Origin of the sequence: Mycobacterium tuberculosis complex sp. N0072 (assembly GCF_030323725.1) — a bacterium.
Lineage (GTDB): Bacteria > Actinomycetota > Actinomycetes > Mycobacteriales > Mycobacteriaceae > Mycobacterium > Mycobacterium tuberculosis.
The window spans coordinates 1,963,530-1,985,986 of the sequence record NZ_CP040689.1 but is presented as its reverse complement, the minus strand read 5'-3'; the positions used below and the strand labels follow the sequence as shown (position 1 = coordinate 1,985,986).

Below are 22,457 nucleotides of genomic sequence, written 5' to 3'. Positions count from 1 at the left end.
GCCGGACGCGGGAGAATCTAGACGTTCGATCGTGAGGCAATCCACTGCCGGCGTGGTGATCTTGTTGTCATGTCGCGACCTCCTGGCCATTGATGGCATCGTGGCGATCATGCTGGATGACAGCGTCGCGGCCAAAGCCCGCGACTCGACATGGGAGCGAATTCATGACCGACACGATTCAATCGCTCTTGCGCCAGCACGTATCCGATCCAACGATTGCCGTGAAATACGGTGGTCTGCAATGGACTTGGAGTCAGTACCTGGCGGAGTCGGCGGCCCGCGCGGCGGCCCTCATCACAATCGCCGATCCGCAACGTCCGACGCATATCGGCTCTCTGCTGGGGAATACGCCCGAGATGCTGGCCCAGCTGGCTGCGGCCGGGTTGGGCGGCTATGTGCTGTGTGGCCTGAACACAACGCGACGTGGCGATGCACTGGCCGCTGACGTCAGGCGAGCCGATTGCCAGATCGTGGTGACCGATGCCGACCACCGAGCGCTGTTGGACGGTTTAGACCTCGCGGGCGCGCGGATCCTTGATACCTCGACACCGCGGTGGGCTGAATTGGTGGCTGGTGACGGCGCCTTTGTCCCCTATCGAGAAGTCGACACGATGGATCCGTTCATGATGATCTTCACGTCCGGCACCAGCGGAAATCCCAAAGCGGTACCGGTGTCACACCTAATGGCCACGTTCGCCGGGCGTAACCTCACCGAGCGCTTCGGGCTCACCGAACAGGACACCTGCTATGTATCCATGCCGCTGTTTCACTCCAACGCGGTGGTCGCGGGATGGGCGCCAGCGGTGGTCTCCGGTGCCGCGATCGCGCCGGCGACGTTTTCGGCGACCGGCTTCCTCGACGACGTCCGCCGATACCACGCCACTTATATGAACTACGTCGGCAAGCCGCTCGCCTATATCCTTGACACCCCCGAACGCGACGACGATGCCGACAATCCGCTGCGGGTGGCTTTCGGCAACGAGGCCAATGACAAAGACATCGAGGAATTCTCACGCCGCTTCGGAGTCCAGGTCGAGGACGGCTTTGGCTCGACCGAGAACGCGGTCATCGTGATCCGCGAACCCGGCACGCCACCGGGCTCGATCGGCCGGGGAGCCCACGGGGTCGCGGTGTACAACGGCGAAACCGTCACCGAGTGCGCCGTCGCGCGGTTCGACGCTCACGGAGCACTCACCAACGCCGATGAAGCCATAGGTGAGTTGGTCAACACGACGGGGTCGGGCTTCTTCACCGGCTACTACAATGACCCCGAAGCCAACGCCGAGCGCATGCGCCACGGCATGTACTGGTCTGGAGACCTCGCATACCGGGACTCTGAAGGCTGGATCTACCTTGCTGGCCGCACCGCCGACTGGATGCGGGTAGACGGCGAGAACCTGACAGCGGCACCAATCGAGCGAATTCTATTACGATACAAGGCTATTAACCGTGTCGCGGTGTATGCCGTCCCGGACGAATACGTCGGCGATCAGGTGATGGCGGCGTTGGTCTTGCGAGCAGGTGACACCTTCGACCCTGACGCGTTCGAAGCATTTCTGGACGCCCAGCCTGACCTATCCACTAAAGCCCGGCCACGATACATCCGCATCGCGGCCGACCTTCCCAGCACCGCCACACACAAGGTGCTCAAGCGCCAGTTGATCGACGAGGGAACCGCGGTCGGCAAAGCGGACACCCTGTGGGTGCGCGAACCACGAGGCAGCGCTTACCACCACGCGTCCGGACCGGCAAAAGCGATATGAAGTACGGAAAGGTCCGCTCCCCCATTACTCGGCCGGCGTTCTCGGGACGCCCGCAACAGCGGTGAGCGCCAGCCCGTCCGCTAGTGTTGCGTGCGGTCAATGAGATTCGACAGCATGACGGGACCCTAAAGCTAGGGAAGGGTGTTGGAATGTTCACCATTGTCGGGGTAATCGTCGCGCTAATCGGTGCGTTCGTGCAGAGCCGGCGTCACCGGCACCGCCCAGCCGCGGACATCCATATGCTGTGGTGGATGGTGCTGATCGTGGGCGTGGTATCGATCATCGGCGCGGGATACCACGTCTTCGACGGCGAGCGGACCGCCGAGTTGATCGGCTATACGCGCGGCGACGGCGGGTTCCAATGGGAGAACGCAATGGGCGACCTGGCAATCGGGGTGGTCGGCCTGATGGCGTACCGCTTCCGCGGGCACTTCTGGCTGGCGACAATCGTGGTGCTCACCATCCAGTACGTCGGAGACGCGGCCGGCCACATCTACTACTGGGTGGTGGAGAACAACACCAACCCATACAACATCGGCGTCCCGCTGTGGACCGACATCCTGCTACCCATCGTCATGTGGGCGCTCTATGCGTGGTCGTGGCACAGCAACGGCGACGCGGTGCCGAAAGGTCAGCCTTAGTCATCGAGCTCGCCGGCGATCCCCCGCTCGATGCCGGCCCGCGTACGGTCCGGCAACACGATGAGTCCGTCGAGTTCGGTGCGCGCCAAACGATATGCGCGCTCGCGTTCCTGGGCCGTCGCGCCGGCGTCGGATGCCACCCGCAGCAGGCTTTGCGCTCTTGCCAGCCGCTGCTGTTCCTCGCGGGAAAAGCCGGTTCTGCGTCTGCGCATCGCCTCGGCCTCCGCGGTGTCGAACGCGGTCACATAGTCCCGAACCGCATCGAGATAGTGGCCCGCGGCGTCCGGGTCGTCGAGAAGATCTTCCGCCCGCAACGGCTTGTGAAAGTCGGCTTGTAGCTTGGCCTTGTGAAATGCCGTCGTGAGCGGGTTCCCGCATGTCGGTCATGACCGGGAAGTCGAGCAGCTTGGCGGCGTCGAGCTCGTATTCCAACCAGCGTGCATCCGTTCGCTCGTGCGCCTCGACCGCGCGAGTGATCGCCCGCCACCGCGCTGCGTCGTTTTCGACAGTGGTTGGGCGTGGCATCGCGGGGCTATCCGACGCAAGATCGCCAGACGCCTCCCCTAGCCGCCGCGTGAAGGACGACAGCGCTTTGATGCCGACATATAGCACTCCGATGAGCGGCAGCATCACAACGAGCAACTCGGCTAGCCGAATCAGTAGCCCCACCAGGCCAGGATGCCACCATGGACGGCCCCAGGGTCGGCCGGAGCAGACACCACCCGGCAACCGGCTTCACCGCTTGTCAATCTGACCGGCCGCGACCTGGTCGGCGACGCCGAGGAGGGCGATCTCGGGCGCGTTCGCCGTCAAGCGCGCCGTCCCCGCAGCGCGCGGCCAACCGGCTCCGCGGTGATGCTGTCGAGCTTGCCGGAGGCTGGCAGCACGGCGTTGGCGACCCACACGTCGATCTCACCCGCCCGGCGCCGCGCTCGAGCTGGTCACCGGGCTCGAGTTCCCCCTGCGTGCGTTAGCTCAGAATCAGTCGCACGTCACGGTCGGCGGGTGCGGTCGCGTCGCGCGCCCAAGGCCACCTGTTGAGCCGGTGAGTGAGACAGCCATTCCCGTTAATTCCACCTGGGTTGGGCAGTGAACTGCCGCCTAGCACGCCTTGAGGCGAATCTTCCAGCGCACAAAGCCGACGTAGATAACGCTGAGCGCTACCAGCATGGCCATGTCGAACCACCACGCGCTGGCGGTGTGATGCCAATGCGAATCCTTCGGGGTCAGCGGACCGGGCACCAATTTGATCAGGTCGACCGTAGCGGCCGACGCCGCGAAACCCCATCTCGCCGGTGTGACCCAGGACATCTGGTCAAGGGGAACACGTCCGGTGACCGGAATCATGCCTCCGGAGAACACCAGCTGCGACATGACCGCCACGACCAGCAGGGGCATGATCTGTTCGTTGGACTTGGCGATCGCCGACAGCGCCAATCCGAGCATCGCCGAGGCGACACAGGTCACCGCGACATCAACGAACAGCTCCAGATCTGGCTTGCTCAACGCTACGGCACCCTGAGTCGGACCGCCCTTGCCGACCAGGACGATCACCGTCACAATCGCCGACTGAACCACCGCGAGCACGGTGTAGACACAGACCTTCGCGATCAGGTAGGCGGTAGTGGACAGGCCGACTGCCTGTTCGCGCCGGAAGATGGCTCGCTCACCGATGAGGTCACGAATGGTCAGCGCGGTCCCCATGAAGACCGCACCGACATTCAGCAACACTAGGATCTGGCCGGGCTCGTTGGGCGCGTCACCCATCGGGTTGGGAAACCCGAAGCCCACGTCGCCCGGTACCGACATGGACAGCGCACCCATGATGAACGGCAACAGCGCCAGAAAGACGAAGTAACCTCGGTCGGAAACGATCAATCGCAACTGTCGCCGCGCGATCGTGGAGAACTGCCGAAACAAGCTGGTATGGGCCGGATCGCCCAGTTCGGCGGGTTGCTCGACCGGTGGCGGTGGTGGGGTCGGACCCGTCCGCGCCAGGTAGCGGGCTTTGGCCGCGTCTGGGTCGTCGGCGACGGTGCTGAAGATGTCGGCCCAGTTCGTGGTCCCCATGACCGGACCAATCTGAGTCGGTGGCCCACAGAACGCGGTCTTGCCGCCGGGGGCCAACAGCAGAACCTGGTCACAGACGTCCAGGTAGGTCAGTGAGTGGGTAACCACGAGCACCACCCGACCGGCGTCGGCCAACTGCCGCAGCATGGTCATGACCTGCCGGTCCAGCGCAGGATCTAGGCCGGATGTCGGCTCGTCGAGGATCAGCAGTGACGGCCCGGTCAACAGCTCAAGCGCCACCGACGCCCGCTTGCGTTGACCACCCGACAGCTTGTCGACCCTGGTGTCGATGTGCTTGGACATCTCGAGTTCTTCGAGCACCCGGGCAACTACCTGGGTGCGGTCATCTTTGGTGGTGTCCGGCGGCAGCCGTAGTTCGGCGGCATACATCAGCGCGTGTTTCACGGTCAGCTGACCGTGCACCACGTCGTCCTGTGGCACCATGCCGATCCTGCTGCGCAGCGAGGCATATTCGGCGTGAACGTTGTGGCCCTCGAACGTCACCGTGCCATCCGTCGGGTGCGTATACCCAGCCACCAACCGGGCAAGTGTCGACTTGCCAGCGCCCGACGGACCGATGACGGCGGTGAGCATACCGGGGCGCGCCGTCAACGAGATGCCGTCCAGCAGTGTCTTGTCGCCATCGATGGTCCAGGTCACCCCGCGCACGTCGAGGCCGCCGACGCGGGTCTCCAGCAGGTTCTCTTCACGGCGCGCCAGGGTGCCGTCGGCGAAGACGAGGTCGATGTTGCCGATGGTCACGACGTCGCCGTCGTGCAGCAGCGCCGCGTCGACCCGGGCGCCGTTGACGAAGGTGCCATTGATGCTGCGGTTGTCCCGAATCTCCGTGCCGCCAGGCGTCGGGACCAGGGTGGCGTGGTGACGTGAGGCCAACACCTCGGGAATGACGATGTCGTTGTCGTTCGCCCGGCCGATCCTGACGGCACCGGGCGGCAACTCCCCCGTCAACCTGCCTGGCCGCAGGATCTTCATCATCGATGTCGCGAGGTTTCCCGCCTCAGTTCCGCCGCGGGCACCCGCCGGCGGCGGTGCGGCCGTGGGTGGCCGGTAAATCTGCGGCGCCCGTTGCGGTCCGCTGGGTGGCCACAACTGTTGCCCACCGGTGGGGTATCGCGGCTGTGGTCCCGATGGCGGAGCGGCGGGTATCCGGGTGGTGGCCGGTGGAAGCTGTTGTAGCTGGCCGGAGCCGAGCGTGCCGGTCTGCGGCGGGCCGTCGGTGGGCCACGCTCCCGCGGACAGGTTGGGCAGGCGTATCGACGTCGTCTGGGGTGGTCGCCCGGCCGAACCCCGGTGGCGGCCCACTTCGAAGTCCAGCGCCGGACCGTCGGGGTTTCCGATATGGACTCGCTGGGCATCGTAGATGTCCACGACTGGCACCCGACGGTTATTGAGGTAGAGCCCATTGAGGCTGCCATTGTCAATGGCGACCCAGCGACCCTGGTCGAATCGCAGCAGCAGGTGTGCCCGGGAGATCAGGGGGTGTGCGACGCGGACATCCGCGCGCAGGTCACGCCCGACGACGACATCGTGTCCTGCGGCGAACGTGCGCTCCGATCCCTCATACCGCACGGTCAACACGGGCGGGGCGGCTGGTTGGCTCATCGGCACCAACTGTATCGGGACCGCAGCCGACGCCGGGGCGGGTGCACCCGGTCAGGCAAGCCGACCATCACGGCCAGCCGTTGCTTCTGCGAATCTCCTCGCGACATTCCCGTCGGGTCTGGCCGGTCTGCTGCATGCACACTCGAATCGGCGATTCCTGCTCGATGGGCAGCGGCGCCTCCGTCGGGTCAGCAGTGGCGGTCACAGTCGGACTGGCCACGGTGTCCTCGGTCAGCGACCAGATGGTGGTGTTGGTGCCTTGCAGCGTCGAGCAGTAGGCCGTCGCCCCGGTCTTGGTGGTGCCGGTGCTGCCGAGCGGGAAGCAGAGGGCGCCGATGGCGACAACCGCAGCGGTCGGCGATGCAGTCGCGGTGTCGGCGGCGCCAGTCGTGGTCGGGGTCGTGGGGGCCGGGCGCGTTGTGCTCGCGGGGGCTACCGAAGTGGTCGTGCCGGCCGATGTGGTGGTCCGCGTCCGCGCAGGCTGCGCTGCACGCTCGTCGTCAGCACGCTGGAACTCCCGCACGGCGACCGCGACGGCCATCACCAGCAGCATCGCCAGCACCGCGGGGACGATGACGGCGGTCCGCAGCAGCGAGCGTTTCGCGGGCGCGGCCACGGCGACCGGTTGCGACACCCGCGTGTCGTCAGGATCACCCGCGCCGCCCAGACGATGGCCGAGTGCGCGCGCGAAGTCGACACACCGCTGGTAACGGTCCTTGGGTTGCTTGGCCAGCGCTTTGGCGAAGACCGGGTCCAGCGGTGTCAGCTCGGGAACCCGATCGCCGATCGCCGGGGGTGACGCGCTGAGATGCTGGCTGATCACCACGGCGGGGTTGGCGTGCTGAAAGGGCGGGGAGCCGGTCAGCAAGTGAAACGCCGTCGCGGCTAGTGCGTATTGGTCGGCCCGTCCATCGAGCTCGTTGCCCATAAGCTGTTCCGGAGCCGCGTATGACACGGTGCCCACAGTCATGTTTGTGGCGGTCAATCCGCTTGGATCATCGACCCAGCCGGCGATCCCGAAGTCGGCCAACATGATTCGACGATCAGGTGAATCAGGATTGGCGATCAGGATGTTGGCGGGTTTGACGTCGCGGTGCAACAGCCGACGTTCGTGGGCATAGTCGAGCGCTTCGGCCACCGCAGTGATGATCTCGGTGACCTCGGGGCCGGGCATCCCGTTCGGATAACGATCCCTGAGAAGGGATACGGTGTCGGTGCCGTCGACGAAGTCCATGTCGATCCAGAGCTGGCCGTCGAACTCGCCGCGGTCGTGGACGGCGACGATGTGTGGATGCCACAGCGACGCCGCGGCATCGGCTTCGCGGTTGAACCGTGCCCGGTATTCGCCGTCGGCTGACACATCGGCCCGCAGTACCTTGAGCGCGTCCTGGCGGGGCAGTCTGGGATGCCGGGCCAGGTACACCTCGCCCATCCCGCCGGATCCCAACTGCCGGACGATGGTGAAGCCGGCGAACGTCGAACCTTCCGCGAGCGGCATGGCGGCATCGTAGCCCGCCAGGAGGGCAGGGCTTGCGACACTCGACGAGAATCGTGGAACTCCGCACGCGACAAGTGACTCTCCGGTAGTTTGCCAGCGTTGGGGCCGCGAACCGACCCTCGCAAGCAAGCGTAAGGAGGTCTGGCATGACCCGCAGCTACCGGCCAGCTCCACCGATCGAGCGGGTGGTTTTGCTCAACGACCGCGGCGACGCGACAGGTGTGGCCGACAAGGCCACCGTGCACACCGGCGACACCCCTTTGCACCTCGCGTTCTCCAGCTATGTGTTCGATCTGCACGATCAGCTGTTGATCACGCGGCGGGCCGCCACCAAGAGGACGTGGCCGGCGGTATGGACCAACAGTTGCTGCGGGCACCCCCTGCCTGGCGAATCGCTACCCGGCGCCATACGGCGGCGGCTCGCTGCCGAACTCGGACTGACCCCAGATCGGGTCGATCTGATCCTGCCGGGGTTCCGCTACCGGGCCGCTATGGCCGATGGCACCGTGGAAAACGAGATCTGCCCCGTCTACCGAGTCCAGGTTGACCAACAGCCCCGGCCGAACTCGGACGAGGTCGACGCGATCCGCTGGTTGTCCTGGGAACAATTCGTGCGCGATGTTACCGCCGGCGTAATCGCCCCGGTATCCCCTTGGTGCCGCTCACAACTGGGCTACCTGACCAAACTTGGACCATGTCCGGCACAGTGGCCCGTGGCCGACGACTGCCGGCTACCGAAAGCCGCACATGGTAATTAACCGCTCGATCGCCAGCATCGACAGCATCGCCGTCGCGGGATCGGCCGCGACCACGGGCGCCGTCGCAGTCGCCGGCTCGGTGGCGACCGCGGGCAGCGTCGCAGTCGCCGGCTCGGTCGCGACCGCGGGCAGCGTCGCGATAGCCGGGGCGGCAGCCACGGCGGGCAGCGTCGGGATAATCGGCAGTCTGCTGACCGTATTGTGCGTGGCTGTCCGGCAGTGTGTGGCATGCCTAGCATGCATCACCTGCACCCGGTGCGTGGCCTGTATCGGCTGCGTGCGCTGCACCGACTGTGTGGGGTGTTTGTGGTGCGTGAATTGTTCGGGACTGCGGAATGTGGTCGGCGCCCGAAATCTTCGGGTTGGCAACCTGGGCCGGGTTTCGAATTAACGGCCACGTTCTGAGTCACCGGCCCTACAGTGGATCGGTGAACGACCCACCCGGTCTGCAACTCAACCGCAGGATATTTGTGGGCGCCTGTCGTTGGCATAGTAGCTGCCGCCCTCGGGACCATCGCCGAATCTGACCGCACCGTCCGCGACGCAAGCCACACCGCGGTGGTACCTGCCGACATCAACGGCGAGCATCGTGAATTCACCGTCACAACCGCGCACCGCTGCGGACATGCTGCGAGAGCAAGCGGAATTGTCCGGGACGAGGCCACACCACCCGCGCTACCCGATCAGCCTCGCGAGCCAGCTCGGATCCTGATAGTTCACGACCATGCTGCCGTCCCACACGAACGGCGTACCGCTGGCATTGAAGCCGGCCAGCGTCTCGCTGGCGTTTGTGGCCTTCGTTTGGGCGGTGCCCAGATCAGCTCCTGACTTGATACAGCTGATCGCCGTGGGCTCGGCGCCGACTGTTTGAGCAAGATGTGCCAGTTCGGCATCGGTGCGATCCGATGCGGCGTTCTCTTGCGGCTGAAAGTCGCTGCCGAATAGGGCGGAGTAGAAGCTGGCGTAGAGTTTCGGGTCGTTTTGCCCCGCTACACAGTACGAGGCGGCCACCGCTCGCGTCGAATAGTTCTTGCTGTGCGACTGGTCGTCGAGGAAGTTGAGCAGGTGGTAGCGCACCGCCAGCTGCTTGTCGGCCACCGCGGTATCGATATCGCTCGCATACGACCTGATGAAACTGCCGCAGGGTGGACAGATGGGTTCGTTGAAAATGTCGATCGTTGTCGGCGCCACCGAGCTACCCACAAAGACACCGTCGTTGAGAACGCGGAGCTCGACCGCATCTGCGGGCGGCGGTGGCGGCGGTGCCGACGTGCGGGGTCCAGATGACCGCCACGGATGGGCAAGCGCGATACCCAGGCCGCCCGCCAGCGCCACCACGACGGCGACGGCAACACCAACCCACAACCAGGGCTGGCGGGCTGACCGGGGCAGCGGAGACGACGGTGGCCCCCATGGCGGCGCCCCGCCAGCCCATGGCGTCGGCTGCGGCCACCGGGTACCCGGTGACACCGGGTGAGTCGATGGCACCGGCAGCTTGGCCACCTGGCTGCGCCGCAAGATGTCGGTGGCACGATCCTGATCCGCGGTGGCCAGGGCTGCGTGCGCCGCCGCTGACAGATCACCGCAGGTGACATAGCGGTCCTCCGGATTTTTGGCCATGCCACGGGCGATCACCGCATCGAAGGCGACCGGAATACCCGGCCGTACCGTGCTGGGCCGCGGGATCGCCTGGTTGATGTGCGCGCCCATCACGCTGAGCTGGTCTCCCTGATACGGCGGTGATCCGGTCAAGCACTCATACAACACGCAGGTCAACGCATAAATGTCGGCGCGGTAAGTTGCGTGCGACTCGCTGAACCGCTCTGGCGCCATGTAGTAGAGGGTGCCCACCGTGTTGCCGAGCTGGGTCAGCTTTTCGTCGGTGGTGGCGCTGGCGATCCCGAAATCGACAAGATAGGCGAAGTCATCCGCGCTAACCAGAATGTTCTCCGGTTTGACGTCGCGATGCGTTGCCCCGGCAGCGTGCGCGGCGTCGAGCGCCGAGCCGATCTGGCGCACGATCGCGACCGCTCGCGGTGGGGCCAGCGGCCCCTGGCGTCTCAGCATCGCGGCCAGATCCACGCCGTTGATCAGGCGCATGTCCACGTAGAGCTGCCCGTCGATCTCACCGAAGTCGTGAATCGGCACGACGTGCGGTTCCTGCAGGCGCCCCGCGGTGCGGGCCTCGCGCTGCATACGCGTGCGGAAGACCGGATCGCTGGAGAGCGTCTCCGACATCAGCTTTAGTGCCACGATCCGCTCGCGCACCGTGTCTTCGGCCTCATAGACGTCGCCCATGCCGCCGCGACCCACCAACCGCCGCAACCGATACGGCCCGAACTGCGTACCCTCCCGCGATTCCGCGGTGCCATCCATCGCCCGACTCCTCACCCCGCCAACCGCGGTGGTGTGACAGGCATAAGGCTAATGGTTTCAGCAACCGCGAGGTGCGGCGACTTCCGGCGAAACCTAATCGGTCTCGACCCGGATGTCGGTCAGCAGGATCGATACCAGAGTTGGGAAGGGCAGTGAGCGATTCCCCGGGCCGATCGGGTGGACCCACCGGCAAGTCGGGAATACAAACCCGTCGACATCCACGGGGTCGGCGCAATAATGAGCTGCCCGTGCCCAGTGGCCAACGACCTCCGGGACGTAGTCGTGGCGGCGCAAGAGACCGCTGGCATCGACGTAAAAGGTCTGGCGAGGCGAGTGGGTGTCGATATCCGGCGGGAAGCTCACAATCAGGCGCCGCCAGGTCTCGCCCTCCTGCTGCCAGGGCGCTCCCTCCTCGACCGCCACGCCTTCGCGCGTCAACAGGTACGGCGTGGTGAGGTAGTTCCACATCGCGTAACCGGCGAAATAGACCGAGTCCAGCGGGTCCCACCGGATGTTCCGGCGCAGGCCCGAGCGTCCGAAGAACGCCGCTCGCGGGTGCGCGCGCGAGCTGATGACCGCGCCATCGTGGCTTTCGATCCGCACCTGCCCGCTCTCGAAGACTCCGCGGTACCCGTCACGCGGGAACGGATCCAAGACCGTCCGGGCCTGTTGGACATGCACCGTGATGCGGTAGTCCGCGAAGCGGTTGCCCGGCACCCGGGTTCGAAGCAACAGCCCTCCCGTGCGTACCCGCCCATGAACCGTTTCCGCGGCGCGCCATCGCTGCAGCCCGCCGTGGGCGTCCAACACCCCATCCAGCAGGGCGCTCATCGCCGGCTCAGCCGGCGAGAACCGCGCGAATATCGATACATGCGAAATCGTCACCCTTATAGAGGAGAGGCTGGCCGCTGACCTTGGGTTCACGTCCCCCCGGTTCCCCGAAGCGTGTTTCGATCACGGTCGCCATCTCCGGATATGACGCCGTCGACATCAGCCAAACGTGGTCTGCTGCCACGGCTATCTCGAACCGTTGCGCCTCGGGTTCATCGTTGAGCATCGCGACCAGCGCAGAGGTATCGATCACCATCAGGCGGGCAACCCGCGCTCGTCGTAGCCGAGAATCGTGTCCGCGGCTCGGGTGTCGAGCACCGGTAAGGCCGCGCAGCGCCGGCCAATGGCGGCCAACTCCTCGCGTAGCGAAATGGATCTGGTGCGCCCGGCCCGGCGGGCCAGTTGCTCCCGCACTGCAACTACGACCGCTTGTGTCAAAGTCTCGCCCATTCGAGCCGCCAATTCCATGGTCAGGATTCTATAAAGATTGGGCGGGTTCTAGACCGACTCTAGCTAAGCGGCCAGCCGTCGGACAATGATTCCCACGATGACATCGGCCGGCTGGGCACCAGGGGTGGTGCAGTTCCGCGAATACCAACGGCGTTGGCTGCGCGGCGATGTCCTCGCCGGCCTGACCGTGGCCGCCTATCTGATCCCGCAAGCGATGGCGTATGCGACCGTGGCGGGCCTACCGCCGGCAGCCGGGCTGTGGGCGTCGATCGCGCCGCTTGCCATTTACGCACTGCTCGGATCGTCCCGGCAGCTTTCAATCGGCCCGGAATCCGCCACCGCCTTGATGACGGCGGCCGTGCTCGCTCCGATGGCCGCCGGGGATCTTCGACGCTATGCCGTTCTGGCGGCAACCCTCGGATTGCTAGTCGGCCTTATCTGCCTACTCGCTGGCACGGCGCGACTAGGTTTCCTCGCCAGCCTGCTATCGCGGCCGGTGCTCGTCGGATACATGGCCGGCATCGCGCTTGTCATGATCTCCAGCCAACTCGGCACTATCACCGGCACCTCGGTCGAAGGCAACGAATTCTTCAGCGAAGTACACTCTTTCGCGACTAGCGTCACGCGAGTTCACTGGCCGACTTTTGTGTTAGCCATGTCTGTCCTAGCGCTGCTAACTATGCTCACGCGGTGGGCGCCGCGCGCCCCCGGACCGATCATCGCGGTTCTTGCGGCCACGATGCTAGTGGCCGTTATGTCCTTGGATGCCAAAGGTATTGCGATTGTGGGTCGGATACCTTCCGGTCTGCCGACGCCGGGTGTGCCGCCCGTTTCGGTGGAAGACTTGCGGGCACTGATCATTCCGGCTGCCGGGATCGCGATTGTTACCTTCACCGACGGTGTGTTGACCGCACGCGCCTTCGCCGCTCGTCGAGGTCAGGAAGTCAATGCCAACGCCGAGCTGCGCGCGGTCGGGGCCTGCAACATCGCCGCCGGGCTGACACACGGTTTTCCGGTGAGTTCCAGCAGCAGCCGTACCGCCCTCGCCGACGTCGTCGGTGGCCGCACCCAGCTGTACTCGCTGATCGCGTTGGGGCTTGTTGTCATCGTGATGGTTTTCGCGAGTGGGCTGCTGGCCATGTTTCCGATCGCCGCTCTGGGCGCTTTGGTGGTATATGCCGCGCTACGCTTGATCGACTTGTCAGAATTCCGGCGACTGGCGCGGTTTCGGCGCAGCGAACTCATGCTGGCACTAGCCACCACAGCAGCCGTGTTAGGCCTAGGAGTGTTCTATGGAGTCCTCGCCGCGGTTGCCCTGTCCATCCTCGAACTGCTTCGTCGGGTCGCACATCCGCATGACAGCGTTCTCGGGTTCGTGCCGGGCATTGCCGGCATGCACGACATCGATGACTATCCGCAGGCCAAGCGCGTGCCCGGGCTGGTGGTGTATCGCTATGACGCGCCGTTGTGCTTCGCCAATGCCGAAGACTTCCGCAGGCGAGCACTGACCGTGGTCGATCAGGATCCGGGGCAAGTCGAGTGGTTCGTACTCAACGCCGAATCCAATGTGGAGGTCGACCTGACTGCGCTGGATGCGCTCGACCAACTCCGCACCGAGCTGCTGCGTCGGGGAATAGTGTTCGCCATGGCCCGGGTCAAACAAGACTTGCGTGAATCACTCAGGGCCGCCAGTCTTCTCGATAAGATTGGCGAAGACCATATCTTTATGACATTGCCTACCGCAGTGCAGGCGTTCCGTCGGCGCTAACGCGCCGGCACCCTCAATACAACAATCGCGCCGGCTGATGGGTAACAGCTTCGATGTCGTGGGTCGACACCTTCAACATTCGCTTCCCCAAGTCGGACAAGGCTCGGGCGACCGAGAGTTCATCGCCGATCTCGGGGACGTTGCGGTCGGCCGGATTGAGCCTTGCCAGGCCAACACCCACCAATTCCTTTTCCCGCCAACGCAGCCGTGCCTTCGCCCGAGTCAATCCTTCGTGTTCGTCGATCGATATGTCGACGGTCCAGTGCTGCAGCACGTGATCCGACTGGTCGCCGCACATGATGTTGCTCCCCTTTCCAGTGGCGACCAGGCTCAGCTCGCTGGTCATAATGCATCCTTGCGATTGGGGTGTAACCTCCACAGACAAATCCGACCACCGCGCCGGAGCCCTCCGATAGGGCCTGAAGTCCCGGCCACTGGGGTCATTCGTCCGCCAGGGGCGAAAGGTCTGCCACATTGGGGACTTCCGGCCCTAACTGAGCCGGCGCCATCGAAGCCAGGGTTAGCGCATGGCTGTCCGGGCGGGGCGCGGAGTTCGCCGGAGTCCGAGACCCCGGATCGTGTCGATGAGAGGGCAAGCGGCCAATCTCGTGCTGGCCACCTGGATCTCGGTGGTCAACTTCTGGGCGTGGAACCTGATCGGCCCGCTGTCGACCAGCTACGCGCGTGACATGTCACTGTCCAGCGCCGAGGCGTCGCTGCTCGTCGCCACCCCGATCCTGGTGGGTGCCCTTGGCCGCATCGTCACCGGGCCGCTCACCGACCGCTTCGGCGGGCGCGCCATGCTCATCGCGGTGACGCTGGCGTCGATCCTCCCGGTGCTCGCGGTCGGGGTCGCGGCAACCATGGGCTCCTACGCGTTGCTGGTGTTTTTCGGGCTCTTCCTGGGCGTTGCCGGCACGATCTTCGCCGTCGGCATCCCGTTCGCCAACAACTGGTACCAGCCGGCGCGGCGCGGTTTCTCCACCGGCGTGTTCGGTATGGGCATGGTCGGCACCGCGCTCTCGGCGTTCTTCACCCCGCGGTTTGTACGGTGGTTCGGCCTGTTCACCACCCACGCCATCGTCGCGGCCGCGCTCGCGTCGACCGCCGTGGTGGCCATGGTCGTGCTTCGTGATGCACCCTACTTTCGGCCCAACGCCGACCCGGTGCTGCCCAGGCTCAAGGCCGCGGCACGGTTGCCGGTGACCTGGGAGATGTCGTTTCTGTACGCGATCGTGTTCGGCGGGTTCGTGGCGTTCAGCAACTACCTGCCCACCTACATCACCACGATCTACGGGTTCTCCACGGTCGACGCGGGCGCTCGCACCGCCGGGTTCGCCCTGGCGGCGGTGCTGGCCCGGCCGGTGGGCGGGTGGCTCTCCGACCGGATCGCACCGAGGCACGTGGTGCTGGCCTCGCTCGCCGGGACCGCGCTGCTGGCGTTCGCCGCGGCGTTGCAGCCGCCGCCGGAGGTGTGGTCGGCGGCCACCTTCATCACCCTGGCGGTCTGCCTCGGCGTGGGCACCGGCGGCGTGTTCGCGTGGGTGGCCCGCCGCGCCCCGGCCGCATCGGTCGGCTCGGTCACCGGAATCGTCGCCGCGGCAGGCGGATTGGGCGGTTACTTCCCGCCGCTGGTGATGGGCGCGACCTACGACCCGGTCGACAACGACTACACGGTCGGGTTGCTGCTGCTGGTGGCGACCGCGCTGGTCGCGTGTACCTACACCGCGCTGCACGCGCGGGAGCCGGTGAGTGAGGAGGCGTCCAGGTGACGGTGACACCACGGACCGGCAGCCGCATCGAGGAGCTGCTTGCACGCAGCGGCCGGTTCTTCATCCCGGGTGAGATCTCGGCGGATCTGCGTACCGTGACCCGCCGCGGCGGCCGCGACGGCGACGTGTTCTATCGAGACCGGTGGAGCCACGACAAGGTGGTCCGCTCCACACACGGGGTGAATTGCACCGGGTCGTGTTCTTGGAAGATCTACGTCAAAGACGGCATCATCACCTGGGAGACGCAGGAGACCGACTATCCGTCGGTGGGCCCGGACCGGCCCGAGTATGAGCCCCGCGGCTGCCCGCGCGGCGCGGCGTTTTCCTGGTACACGTATTCGCCGACGCGGGTGCGCCATCCGTACGCCCGCGGCGTGCTTGTCGAGATGTATCGGGAGGCGAAGGCACGTTTGGGTGATCCGGTGGCGGCCTGGGCCGACATCCAGGCCGACCCGCGGCGGCGCCGCCGCTACCAGCGCGCCCGCGGCAAGGGCGGGCTGGTCCGGGTCAGCTGGGCCGAGGCCACCGAGATGATCGCCGCCGCCCACGTGCACACCATCTCCACATACGGCCCGGACCGGGTTGCCGGCTTCTCCCCCATCCCGGCGATGTCCATGGTGAGCCACGCCGCGGGGTCGCGGTTCGTGGAGCTAATCGGCGGGGTGATGACGTCGTTCTACGACTGGTACGCCGACCTGCCGGTGGCCTCCCCGCAGGTGTTCGGCGACCAGACCGACGTGCCGGAGTCCGGAGATTGGTGGGACGTGGTGTGGCAATGCGCCTCGGTGCTGCTGACCTATCCGAACTCACGGCAACTCGGCACCGCAGAGGAATTGCTGGCCCACATCGACGGTCCGGCCGCGGATCTGTTGGGGCGCACGGTCTCTGAGCTGCGCCGTGCCGATCCGCTGACCGCGGCGACCCGCTACGTCGACACCTTCGACCTGCGAGGCCGCGCCACCCTGTACCTGACCTACTGGACCGCCGGCGACACCCGCAACCGCGGCCGGGAGATGCTGGCCTTCGCCCAGACCTACCGCAGCACCGACGTCGCACCACCGCGCGGCGAGACCCCGGACTTCCTGCCGGTGGTGCTCGAATTCGCCGCGACCGTCGACCCCGAGGCGGGGCGACGGTTGCTGAGCGGGTACCGGGTGCCCATCGCCGCGCTGTGCAATGCCCTGACCGAGGCCGCATTGCCATACGCACACACGGTGGCCGCGGTATGCCGGACGGGTGACATGATGGGCGAACTCTTCTGGACCGTCGTGCCGTATGTGACGATGACGATCGTCGCGGTCGGCTCCTGGTGGCGCTACCGCTATGACAAATTCGGCTGGACCACCCGCTCGTCCCAGCTGTACGAGTCGCGGCTGCTGCGGATCGCCAGCCCGATGTTTCATTTCGGCATCCTGGTGGTCATCGTCGGCCACGGTATCGGGCTCGTGATCCCGCAGTCGTGGACTCAGGCCGCCGGTTTGAGCGAGGGCGCATATCACGTGCAGGCCGTCGTGCTGGGGTCGATCGCCGGCATCACCACCTTGGCCGGCGTTACCCTGCTGATCTACCGGCGGCGCACCCGCGGGCCGGTGTTCATGGCTACCACCGTCAACGACAAGGTGATGTACCTCGTGCTGGTGGCGGCGATCGTCGCGGGACTGGGTGCGACGGCGTTGGGCTCCGGCGTTGTCGGCGAGGCGTACAACTACCGCGAGACGGTGTCGGTGTGGTTCCGCTCGGTGTGGGTACTGCAACCGCGCGGGGACCTGATGGCCGAGGCTCCGCTGTATTACCAGATCCATGTGCTGATCGGGTTGGCGTTGTTCGCGTTGTGGCCGTTCACCCGGCTGGTACACGCGTTCAGCGCCCCGATCGGCTATCTGTTCCGCCCGTACATCATCTACCGCAGCCGCGAGGAGCTGGTGCTAACGCGGCCGCGGCGGCGCGGGTGGTGACGGGAGTGCGTCTTCGGCGAGCGGACAGGACTGCCCATCGAGATCGACGTTAGCGACACGTCTACTCGTCGAACAAGTCCGCGCTGGCGTCGATTTCGATGCGAGACACGACTTTCGGCCCTGTCGTCACCCGCCTGTGCGGGTGGACGTATGCCCTTTCCGTCGTCCTGCTGTGGGTGACCTGCACCGCCTATGCTGTCTTGATCGCGGTGAGCACGACACGAATCGTCATCTTCCGCAAAGAATTCGCCGACGACCTAGCTGATCCGCGCCGGGGATTTGGGATGTTCACCTTTGTCGCTGCGTCCGACGTGCTCGGCACGCGATTAGTTGGTCAGTAGGCGTGTTTCTGTACGTCGCTGTCGGCAGCCTGGTCGTCGCCCGCCTGCTGCTCTACCCGCTGCGGCCCGCGGATCTCACCCCGCCCTATTGGGTGGCGATGGGCGCCACGGCTATCACCGTGCTGGCCGGCGCCCACATCGTCGAAATGGCTGATGCACCAATGGCTATCGTCACCAGCGGACTCGTTGCGGGAGCGTCGGTGGTGTTCTGGGCCTTCGGACCGTGGCTGATCCCACCGCTGGTCGCCGCCAGCATATGGAAACATGTCGTCCACCGTGTCCCGCTGCGCTACGAGGCAACGTTGTGGAGCGTCGTGTTCCCGCTCGGCATGTACGGCGTGGGCGCATACCGTCTCGGCCTGGCCGCCCATCTGCCCATCGTCGAAAGCATCGGCGAATTCGAAGGTTGGGTCGCGTTGGCGGTGTGGACGATCACCTTCGTTGCCATGCTGCACCACCTAGCCGCCACCATCGGCCGCAGCGGCCGGTCATCGCACGCCATCGGGGCCGCTGATGACACCCATGCCATCATCTGCCGCCCGCCGCGGTCGTTCGACCACCAAGTTCGAGCGTTTCGTCGAAACCAGCCGATGTAGCTGAGATACCGCCCGACAATGCCATCAGCACCATGACCGCCTGGCCACCAATCGCCCGTAACAAGCGGGACGTCCGCGACGACGCGTGCGCTAGCGCCGTGGCGGTGACAACGACCAGATATGGTCCGAGCACGCGGGCGAACCTCGTGTTCTGGCCTCGGCCAGTTGTGTAGAGCTCATCGCTGTCATCGAGCGATATCCGACCACTGATCCAAGTCGGGGGCTCTGGGGACCGAAGTCCCCGGGCTCGGAGCTATCGGACCTCACGATCACCATGACCAACGTCGGTGACCAGGGGGTTGACGCGGTCTTCGGGGTGATCTACCCACCTCAGGTCGCGCTGGTCAGTTTCGGCAAGCCGGCACAACGAGTTTGCGCCGTCGACGGCGCGATCCACGTCATGACGACCGTGCTGGCTACGCTGCCCGCTGACCACGGCTGCAGCGATGACCATCGCGGCGCGCTGTTCTTCCTGTCGATCAACGAGCTGACGCGGTGCGCCGCAGTAACAGGATGAGGATCTGCCCGAAGGCGGTAGCCCCGTCTTGGGACGGTAGGTCAAACCGGGTGTACATACCCGCTCAATCGCCCAGCACTTCGGGCAGATCACCGGGTTTCCCCGGTATCACCAATACTGCCACCAAACACAGCAGGCGGGAAGGGGCGAAAGTCCCTTATCCGACAATAAAACTTCGCTTGTTCGACGCCCGGTTCACCCGATATGCACGGCGCCCAGCCATTCGTGACCGACGTCCCCAGCCCCAAGGCCGAACGACCCTAGGAGCCACGAGCAATTCACAGCGATGATCGCCACAACCCGCGATCGTGAAGGAGCCACCATGATCACGTTTAGGCTGCGCTTGCCGTGCCGGACGATACTGCGGGTGTTCAGCCGCAATCCGCTGGTGCGTGGGACGGATCGACTCGAGGCGGTCGTCATGCTGCTGGCCGTCACGGTCTCGCTGCTGACTATCCCGTTCGCCGCCGCGGCCGGCACCGCAGTCCATGATTCCCGCAGCCACGTCTATGCCCACCAGGCCCAGACCCGCCATCCCGCAACCGCGACCGTGATCGATCACGAGGGGGTGATCGACAGCAACACGACCGCCACGTCAGCGCCGCCGCGCACGAAGATCACCGTGCCTGCCCGATGGGTCGTGAACGGAATAGAACGCAGCGGTGAGGTCAACGCGAAGCCGGGAACCAAATCCGGTGACCGCGTCGGCATTTGGGTCGACAGTGCCGGTCAGCTGGTCGATGAACCAGCTCCGCCGGCCCGTGCCATTGCGGATGCGGCCCTGGCCGCCTTGGGACTCTGGTTGAGCGTCGCCGCGGTTGCGGGCGCCCTGCTGGCGCTCACTCGGGCGATTCTGATCCGCGTTCGCAACGCCAGTTGGCAACACGACATCGACAGCCTGTTCTGCACGCAGCGGTGACAACCGTCCGGTAGCGGCAACCAGGGCTCCGCCAAGCTGGACCGCGACCGTACTCTGGACGGCATGGCCGTTGAATCCAGCATGCTCGCCCTCGGCACCCCCGCGCCGTCGTTCACACTGCCCCAGCCGGCGACCGGCGCCACGGTCAGCCTCGACGAGCTCACGGGTCCCGCCCTCGTCGTCACCTTCATCTGTAACCACTGCCCGTACGTGCAACACGTCGCCGCCGGATTGGCCACGCTCGGCCGGGACCTCGCCGATCAAGGCGTCCCGATGGTCGGTATCTCCAGTAACGACGTCGTCACCTACCCGCAGGACGGGCCCGATCAGATGGTCGCCGAGGCCCGCCGCCACGGCTGGACGTTCCCGTATCTCTACGACGAAACCCAAGACGTCGCCCGCGCCTTCTCCGCGGCCTGCACACCCGACACGTTCGTCTTCGACGGCCAGCGCCGACTTGTCTACCGTGGTCAGCTCGACGACTCCCGCCCGGGCAATGGCCGACCGGTGACGGCCGCCGACGTCCGGGCCGCGGTCGACGCCCTGCTCGCCGGGCGGCCAGTCAACCCCGACCAACGACCGTCGATCGGGTGCGGCATCAAGTGGCGCTAGGCCGCGCCGTCACCTGCGGCCGGGAAGCTTCATCACGGTGCGCACGATGGGTAACAGTGACTTCTGCCAGACTGTGGCCGGGATGCCGAAGGGCGGATCGAGATTGAACACGCGGGCGGTCGCGATCGTCTGTGATTCGGTGTACTTGAGCAAGCCCTCCGGACCGTGCCGGCGGCCGACCCCCGAGAGGCCCATCCCGCCCATCGGCGCGCTGAGGCTGCCCCAGGCGAACGCGTACCCCTCGTCGACGTTCACCGTCCCCGACCGCAGCCGGGCGGCGATCCTCTGGCCCTCCGCGGTGGAGCCGGCCCAGACGCTGGCGTTGAGCCCGTAGTCGGTGTCGTTGGCCTTTTCGACGGCTTCGTCCACGTCGGCGACCGGGTAGATCGAGACCACCGGCCCGAACGTCTCGTTGGCCGCGCATTCCATTTCGGGTGCGACGTTGGTCAGCACGGTCGGCTCGTAGAACAGCGGCCCGATGTCGGGTCGAGCCTTGCCGCCCGCAATCACCTTGGCGCCCTTGGCCGTCGCGTCATCCACGTGACCGGACACGGTTTTCAGCTGTGCTTCGGAGATCAAACTACCCATGTCGACCGAGAAGTCGTATGCGGTGCCGAGCTTCATGTTCCGCACCGCATCGCCGAACTTCCGGGTGAACTCCTCGGCGATGTCCTTTTCGACGTAGATCCGCTCAATGGAGATGCACAGCTGGCCGGCGTTCGAGAAGCAGGCACGGGTGGCCGCCTTGGCGACCTTGTCGAGGTTGGCACCCCGCGCCACGATCATGGGGTTCTTGCCGCCAAGTTCGGCCGAGAAACCGATAAGCCGGCGGCCGGCGTGCTCGGCGAGGCGGCTGCCGGTCGCCGATGAACCGGTGAACATCAGGTAGTCGCAGTTGTCGGTGATGGCGGTGCCCACCACCGAGCCCGGACCGGGCACGATCGCATACAGCGCTCGCGGCAGACCCGCCCGATACAGCAGCTCGGCACACGCGAGCGCACAATACGGCGTCTGGCTGTCCGGCTTGAGCACCACCGCGTTACCGGCCACCAGCGCGGGCACCGAGTCCGACACCGTAAGCGTCATGGGGTAGTTCCACGGCGAGATCACCCCCACCACGCCCTTCGGTTGATAGCACACCGTGGTCTTGCCTATCCCGGGCAGCAGCGGCTGTGCCTTACGGGGCTTCAGCAGGTCCACACAGACTCGTGCGTAATAATTCGCGTTCGCGATCAGATCGACAATTTCCTCTTGCGCCGCCCATCGGGCCTTGCCCGCCTCGGCTTGCAGGAGGTCCATGAGGAACTCGCGGTTCTCGATGACCAGGTCGCGATAGCGGCGGATGACTGCAGCTCGCTCGATGACGGGACGCTTCGCCCAGTCGGTCTGCGCCGCGCGAGCTTCGGCGAATGCCGCTTCGACGTCCGCGGCCGTGCCGACCGGAATCGTAGTCAACGGCTTGCCGGTGAAGACCTCGTCGATCGTCCTGGTCGGACGTGCGGCGACGTCCTTGATCGCGGCCAGGTTACGCAAGCGATCGAAAACCTCGGCCGAGGGTGCAGGCATATCGTCACCTCTTTCGAAGAAATGCAGGTGTCTAGGGCACAGAGTATCGGCCTGCGATTGGTGACCAAAGGCATTCTCGACGAATGCCGGGTTCTTCTTGTTCAGGTGGCATCAATACGGGTTGTGGGGCCAAGCCGTGCACGCCGCAGCGCCTACGCCCTGGCTGAACGGGATCCTCCAGCCAGGGGATTGCCGAATCTCTCGCGACGCCCCAAGCGGCGCAACCAAATTCGCTTCCGGCAGTCCCTTGGGATCCCGGCACGTTACCACGAAGAACCGGCCTCGCGATGTTCATGTTAGTCCAGCTATATTGACACTCATGTGGACGCGACCGCGGAAGGCCAAAGCCATGCTTTCCGCGTTGGTTGACGAAGCGGATCCCCCCACGAAGCTGTTCAGAT

Annotated in this window: 20 protein-coding genes and 2 pseudogenes; 12 read left to right on the top strand and 10 right to left on the bottom strand. The window is 65.6% G+C overall.

Annotated features, from left to right (window positions below):
- Positions 1–164: 164 nt before the first annotated feature.
- Together fadD1 and FF952_RS09275 are read left to right on the top strand one after the other, a co-directional pair.
- Entirely contained in the window at positions 165–1,763 is a 1,599-nt protein-coding gene (fadD1, locus tag FF952_RS09280; protein WP_003903595.1) for a fatty-acid--CoA ligase FadD1, read from the top strand.
- A gap of 83 nt (positions 1,764–1,846) precedes the next feature.
- Positions 1,847–2,404 (top strand): DUF6790 family protein, encoded by a 558-nt coding sequence (locus FF952_RS09275; RefSeq protein WP_003408556.1) that lies wholly within the window; start codon positions 1,847–1,849, stop codon positions 2,402–2,404.
- Here FF952_RS09275 and FF952_RS09270 read toward each other — a convergent pair.
- The 3 genes and pseudogenes from FF952_RS09270 to pknF form a co-directional block, all read right to left on the bottom strand.
- Positions 2,401–3,073: pseudogene (locus FF952_RS09270) on the bottom strand (hypothetical protein). The gene FF952_RS09275 and the pseudogene FF952_RS09270 overlap by 4 nt on opposite strands.
- 432 nt (positions 3,074–3,505) lie before the next feature.
- Positions 3,506–6,103 carry an ATP transporter ATP-binding protein/permease gene (locus tag FF952_RS09265; RefSeq protein ID WP_003408545.1) on the bottom strand — a complete coding sequence of 866 codons (2,598 nt, stop codon included), beginning with the start codon at positions 6,101–6,103 and terminating at the stop codon, positions 3,506–3,508.
- A gap of 61 nt (positions 6,104–6,164) precedes the next feature.
- The gene (gene pknF / locus FF952_RS09260; RefSeq protein WP_003899000.1) at positions 6,165–7,595 is read right to left on the bottom strand and encodes a serine/threonine protein kinase PknF; all 1,431 of its coding nucleotides are present in this window, start codon (positions 7,593–7,595) and stop codon (positions 6,165–6,167) included.
- 146 nt (positions 7,596–7,741) lie between these two features.
- On the opposite strand from pknF, the gene idi reads away from it, so the two are divergent.
- Positions 7,742–8,353, top strand: coding sequence for an isopentenyl-diphosphate Delta-isomerase (gene idi, locus FF952_RS09255; protein ID WP_003898999.1), 612 nt, complete (start codon positions 7,742–7,744; stop codon positions 8,351–8,353).
- Entirely contained in the window at positions 8,343–8,744 is a 402-nt protein-coding gene (locus tag FF952_RS09250) for a hypothetical protein (RefSeq protein ID WP_003408538.1), read from the top strand. Before idi ends, FF952_RS09250 begins: the two co-directional genes overlap by 11 nt.
- A gap of 284 nt (positions 8,745–9,028) precedes the next feature.
- On the opposite strand, the gene pknE is transcribed toward FF952_RS09250, so the two are convergent.
- From pknE to FF952_RS09230, 4 genes are all read right to left on the bottom strand, one after another.
- Positions 9,029–10,729 (bottom strand): serine/threonine protein kinase PknE, encoded by a 1,701-nt coding sequence (gene pknE, locus FF952_RS09245; protein WP_003898998.1) that lies wholly within the window; start codon positions 10,727–10,729, stop codon positions 9,029–9,031.
- Between the two features lie 93 nt (positions 10,730–10,822).
- The gene (locus FF952_RS09240) at positions 10,823–11,560 is read right to left on the bottom strand and encodes a hypothetical protein (protein ID WP_003898997.1); all 738 of its coding nucleotides are present in this window, start codon (positions 11,558–11,560) and stop codon (positions 10,823–10,825) included.
- A gap of 7 nt (positions 11,561–11,567) precedes the next feature.
- Entirely contained in the window at positions 11,568–11,816 is a 249-nt protein-coding gene (locus FF952_RS09235) for a type II toxin-antitoxin system VapC family toxin (RefSeq protein ID WP_003898996.1), read from the bottom strand.
- Entirely contained in the window at positions 11,816–12,028 is a 213-nt protein-coding gene (locus tag FF952_RS09230; RefSeq protein ID WP_003904688.1) for a type II toxin-antitoxin system VapB family antitoxin, read from the bottom strand. Before FF952_RS09230 ends, FF952_RS09235 begins: the two co-directional genes overlap by 1 nt.
- A gap of 67 nt (positions 12,029–12,095) precedes the next feature.
- Between FF952_RS09230 and FF952_RS09225 the strand changes: the two genes are divergently transcribed.
- The gene (locus FF952_RS09225; RefSeq protein WP_003898994.1) at positions 12,096–13,778 is read left to right on the top strand and encodes a SulP family inorganic anion transporter; all 1,683 of its coding nucleotides are present in this window, start codon (positions 12,096–12,098) and stop codon (positions 13,776–13,778) included.
- 13 nt (positions 13,779–13,791) lie between these two features.
- On the opposite strand, the gene FF952_RS09220 is transcribed toward FF952_RS09225, so the two are convergent.
- Positions 13,792–14,076: a DUF1876 domain-containing protein gene (locus FF952_RS09220; protein WP_003408522.1), complete on the bottom strand. Its 285-nt coding sequence runs from the start codon at positions 14,074–14,076 to the stop codon at positions 13,792–13,794.
- Positions 14,077–14,362: 286 nt separating this feature from the next.
- On the opposite strand from FF952_RS09220, the gene narK reads away from it, so the two are divergent.
- The 7 genes from narK to FF952_RS09185 all read left to right on the top strand — a co-directional run bounded on the left by narK (position 14,363) and on the right by FF952_RS09185 (position 20,490).
- Positions 14,363–15,550 carry a nitrate transporter NarK gene (narK, locus tag FF952_RS09215; protein WP_003898992.1) on the top strand — a complete coding sequence of 396 codons (1,188 nt, stop codon included), beginning with the start codon at positions 14,363–14,365 and terminating at the stop codon, positions 15,548–15,550.
- Positions 15,547–17,505, top strand: a complete 1,959-nt coding sequence (gene narI, locus FF952_RS09210; RefSeq protein WP_003408515.1) for a respiratory nitrate reductase subunit gamma — start codon at positions 15,547–15,549, stop codon at positions 17,503–17,505. The genes narK and narI overlap by 4 nt, the downstream gene beginning before the upstream one ends.
- Positions 17,506–17,603: 98 nt before the next feature.
- On the top strand, positions 17,604–17,846 hold the full coding sequence (locus tag FF952_RS09205; RefSeq protein WP_003408513.1) for a hypothetical protein: 243 nt from the start codon (positions 17,604–17,606) through the stop codon (positions 17,844–17,846).
- A 2-nt stretch (positions 17,847–17,848) separates the two neighbouring features.
- On the top strand, positions 17,849–18,442 hold the full coding sequence (locus tag FF952_RS09200; protein WP_003898991.1) for a tellurite resistance/C4-dicarboxylate transporter family protein: 594 nt from the start codon (positions 17,849–17,851) through the stop codon (positions 18,440–18,442).
- Positions 18,443–18,716: 274 nt separating this feature from the next.
- Positions 18,717–18,959 (top strand): 2-oxo acid dehydrogenase subunit E2, encoded by a 243-nt coding sequence (locus FF952_RS09195; protein ID WP_003408509.1) that lies wholly within the window; start codon positions 18,717–18,719, stop codon positions 18,957–18,959.
- A 286-nt stretch (positions 18,960–19,245) separates the two neighbouring features.
- Positions 19,246–19,878 carry an Rv1733c family protein gene (locus FF952_RS09190; RefSeq protein WP_003408506.1) on the top strand — a complete coding sequence of 211 codons (633 nt, stop codon included), beginning with the start codon at positions 19,246–19,248 and terminating at the stop codon, positions 19,876–19,878.
- A 63-nt stretch (positions 19,879–19,941) separates the two neighbouring features.
- Complete coding sequence (locus tag FF952_RS09185) at positions 19,942–20,490, top strand: thioredoxin family protein (protein ID WP_003408503.1); 549 nt, start codon at positions 19,942–19,944, stop codon at positions 20,488–20,490.
- 9 nt (positions 20,491–20,499) lie between these two features.
- Here the strand turns inward: FF952_RS09185 and FF952_RS09180 are convergent, their stop codons facing one another.
- Positions 20,500–22,056 carry a succinic semialdehyde dehydrogenase gene (locus FF952_RS09180; protein WP_003898989.1) on the bottom strand — a complete coding sequence of 519 codons (1,557 nt, stop codon included), beginning with the start codon at positions 22,054–22,056 and terminating at the stop codon, positions 20,500–20,502.
- Positions 22,057–22,208: 152 nt separating this feature from the next.
- Positions 22,209–22,338, bottom strand: a pseudogene (locus tag FF952_RS20960) (galactofuranosyltransferase GlfT1); the annotation flags it as partial.
- Positions 22,339–22,457: the final 119 nt, after the last annotated feature.

Excerpts from the sequence above, each read along its gene's own strand:
- fadD1 (WP_003903595.1), top strand. The coding sequence starts at position 165 with ATGACCGACACGATTCAATCGCTCTTGCGCCAGCACGTATCCGATCCA.
- pknF (WP_003899000.1), bottom strand. The coding sequence starts at position 7,595 with ATGCCGCTCGCGGAAGGTTCGACGTTCGCCGGCTTCACCATCGTCCGG.
- idi (WP_003898999.1), top strand. The coding sequence starts at position 7,742 with ATGACCCGCAGCTACCGGCCAGCTCCACCGATCGAGCGGGTGGTTTTG.
- FF952_RS09250 (WP_003408538.1), top strand. The coding sequence starts at position 8,343 with ATGGTAATTAACCGCTCGATCGCCAGCATCGACAGCATCGCCGTCGCG.
- pknE (WP_003898998.1), bottom strand. The coding sequence starts at position 10,729 with ATGGATGGCACCGCGGAATCGCGGGAGGGTACGCAGTTCGGGCCGTAT.
- FF952_RS09240 (WP_003898997.1), bottom strand. The coding sequence starts at position 11,560 with ATGAGCGCCCTGCTGGATGGGGTGTTGGACGCCCACGGCGGGCTGCAG.
- FF952_RS09235 (WP_003898996.1), bottom strand. The coding sequence starts at position 11,816 with ATGGTGATCGATACCTCTGCGCTGGTCGCGATGCTCAACGATGAACCC.
- FF952_RS09230 (WP_003904688.1), bottom strand. The coding sequence starts at position 12,028 with ATGGAATTGGCGGCTCGAATGGGCGAGACTTTGACACAAGCGGTCGTA.
- FF952_RS09225 (WP_003898994.1), top strand. The coding sequence starts at position 12,096 with ATGATTCCCACGATGACATCGGCCGGCTGGGCACCAGGGGTGGTGCAG.
- FF952_RS09220 (WP_003408522.1), bottom strand. The coding sequence starts at position 14,076 with ATGTGCGGCGACCAGTCGGATCACGTGCTGCAGCACTGGACCGTCGAC.
- narK (WP_003898992.1), top strand. The coding sequence starts at position 14,363 with ATGAGAGGGCAAGCGGCCAATCTCGTGCTGGCCACCTGGATCTCGGTG.
- FF952_RS09205 (WP_003408513.1), top strand. The coding sequence starts at position 17,604 with ATGCGAGACACGACTTTCGGCCCTGTCGTCACCCGCCTGTGCGGGTGG.
- FF952_RS09195 (WP_003408509.1), top strand. The coding sequence starts at position 18,717 with ATGACCAACGTCGGTGACCAGGGGGTTGACGCGGTCTTCGGGGTGATC.
- FF952_RS09190 (WP_003408506.1), top strand. The coding sequence starts at position 19,246 with ATGATCGCCACAACCCGCGATCGTGAAGGAGCCACCATGATCACGTTT.
- FF952_RS09185 (WP_003408503.1), top strand. The coding sequence starts at position 19,942 with ATGGCCGTTGAATCCAGCATGCTCGCCCTCGGCACCCCCGCGCCGTCG.
- FF952_RS09180 (WP_003898989.1), bottom strand. The coding sequence starts at position 22,056 with ATGCCTGCACCCTCGGCCGAGGTTTTCGATCGCTTGCGTAACCTGGCC.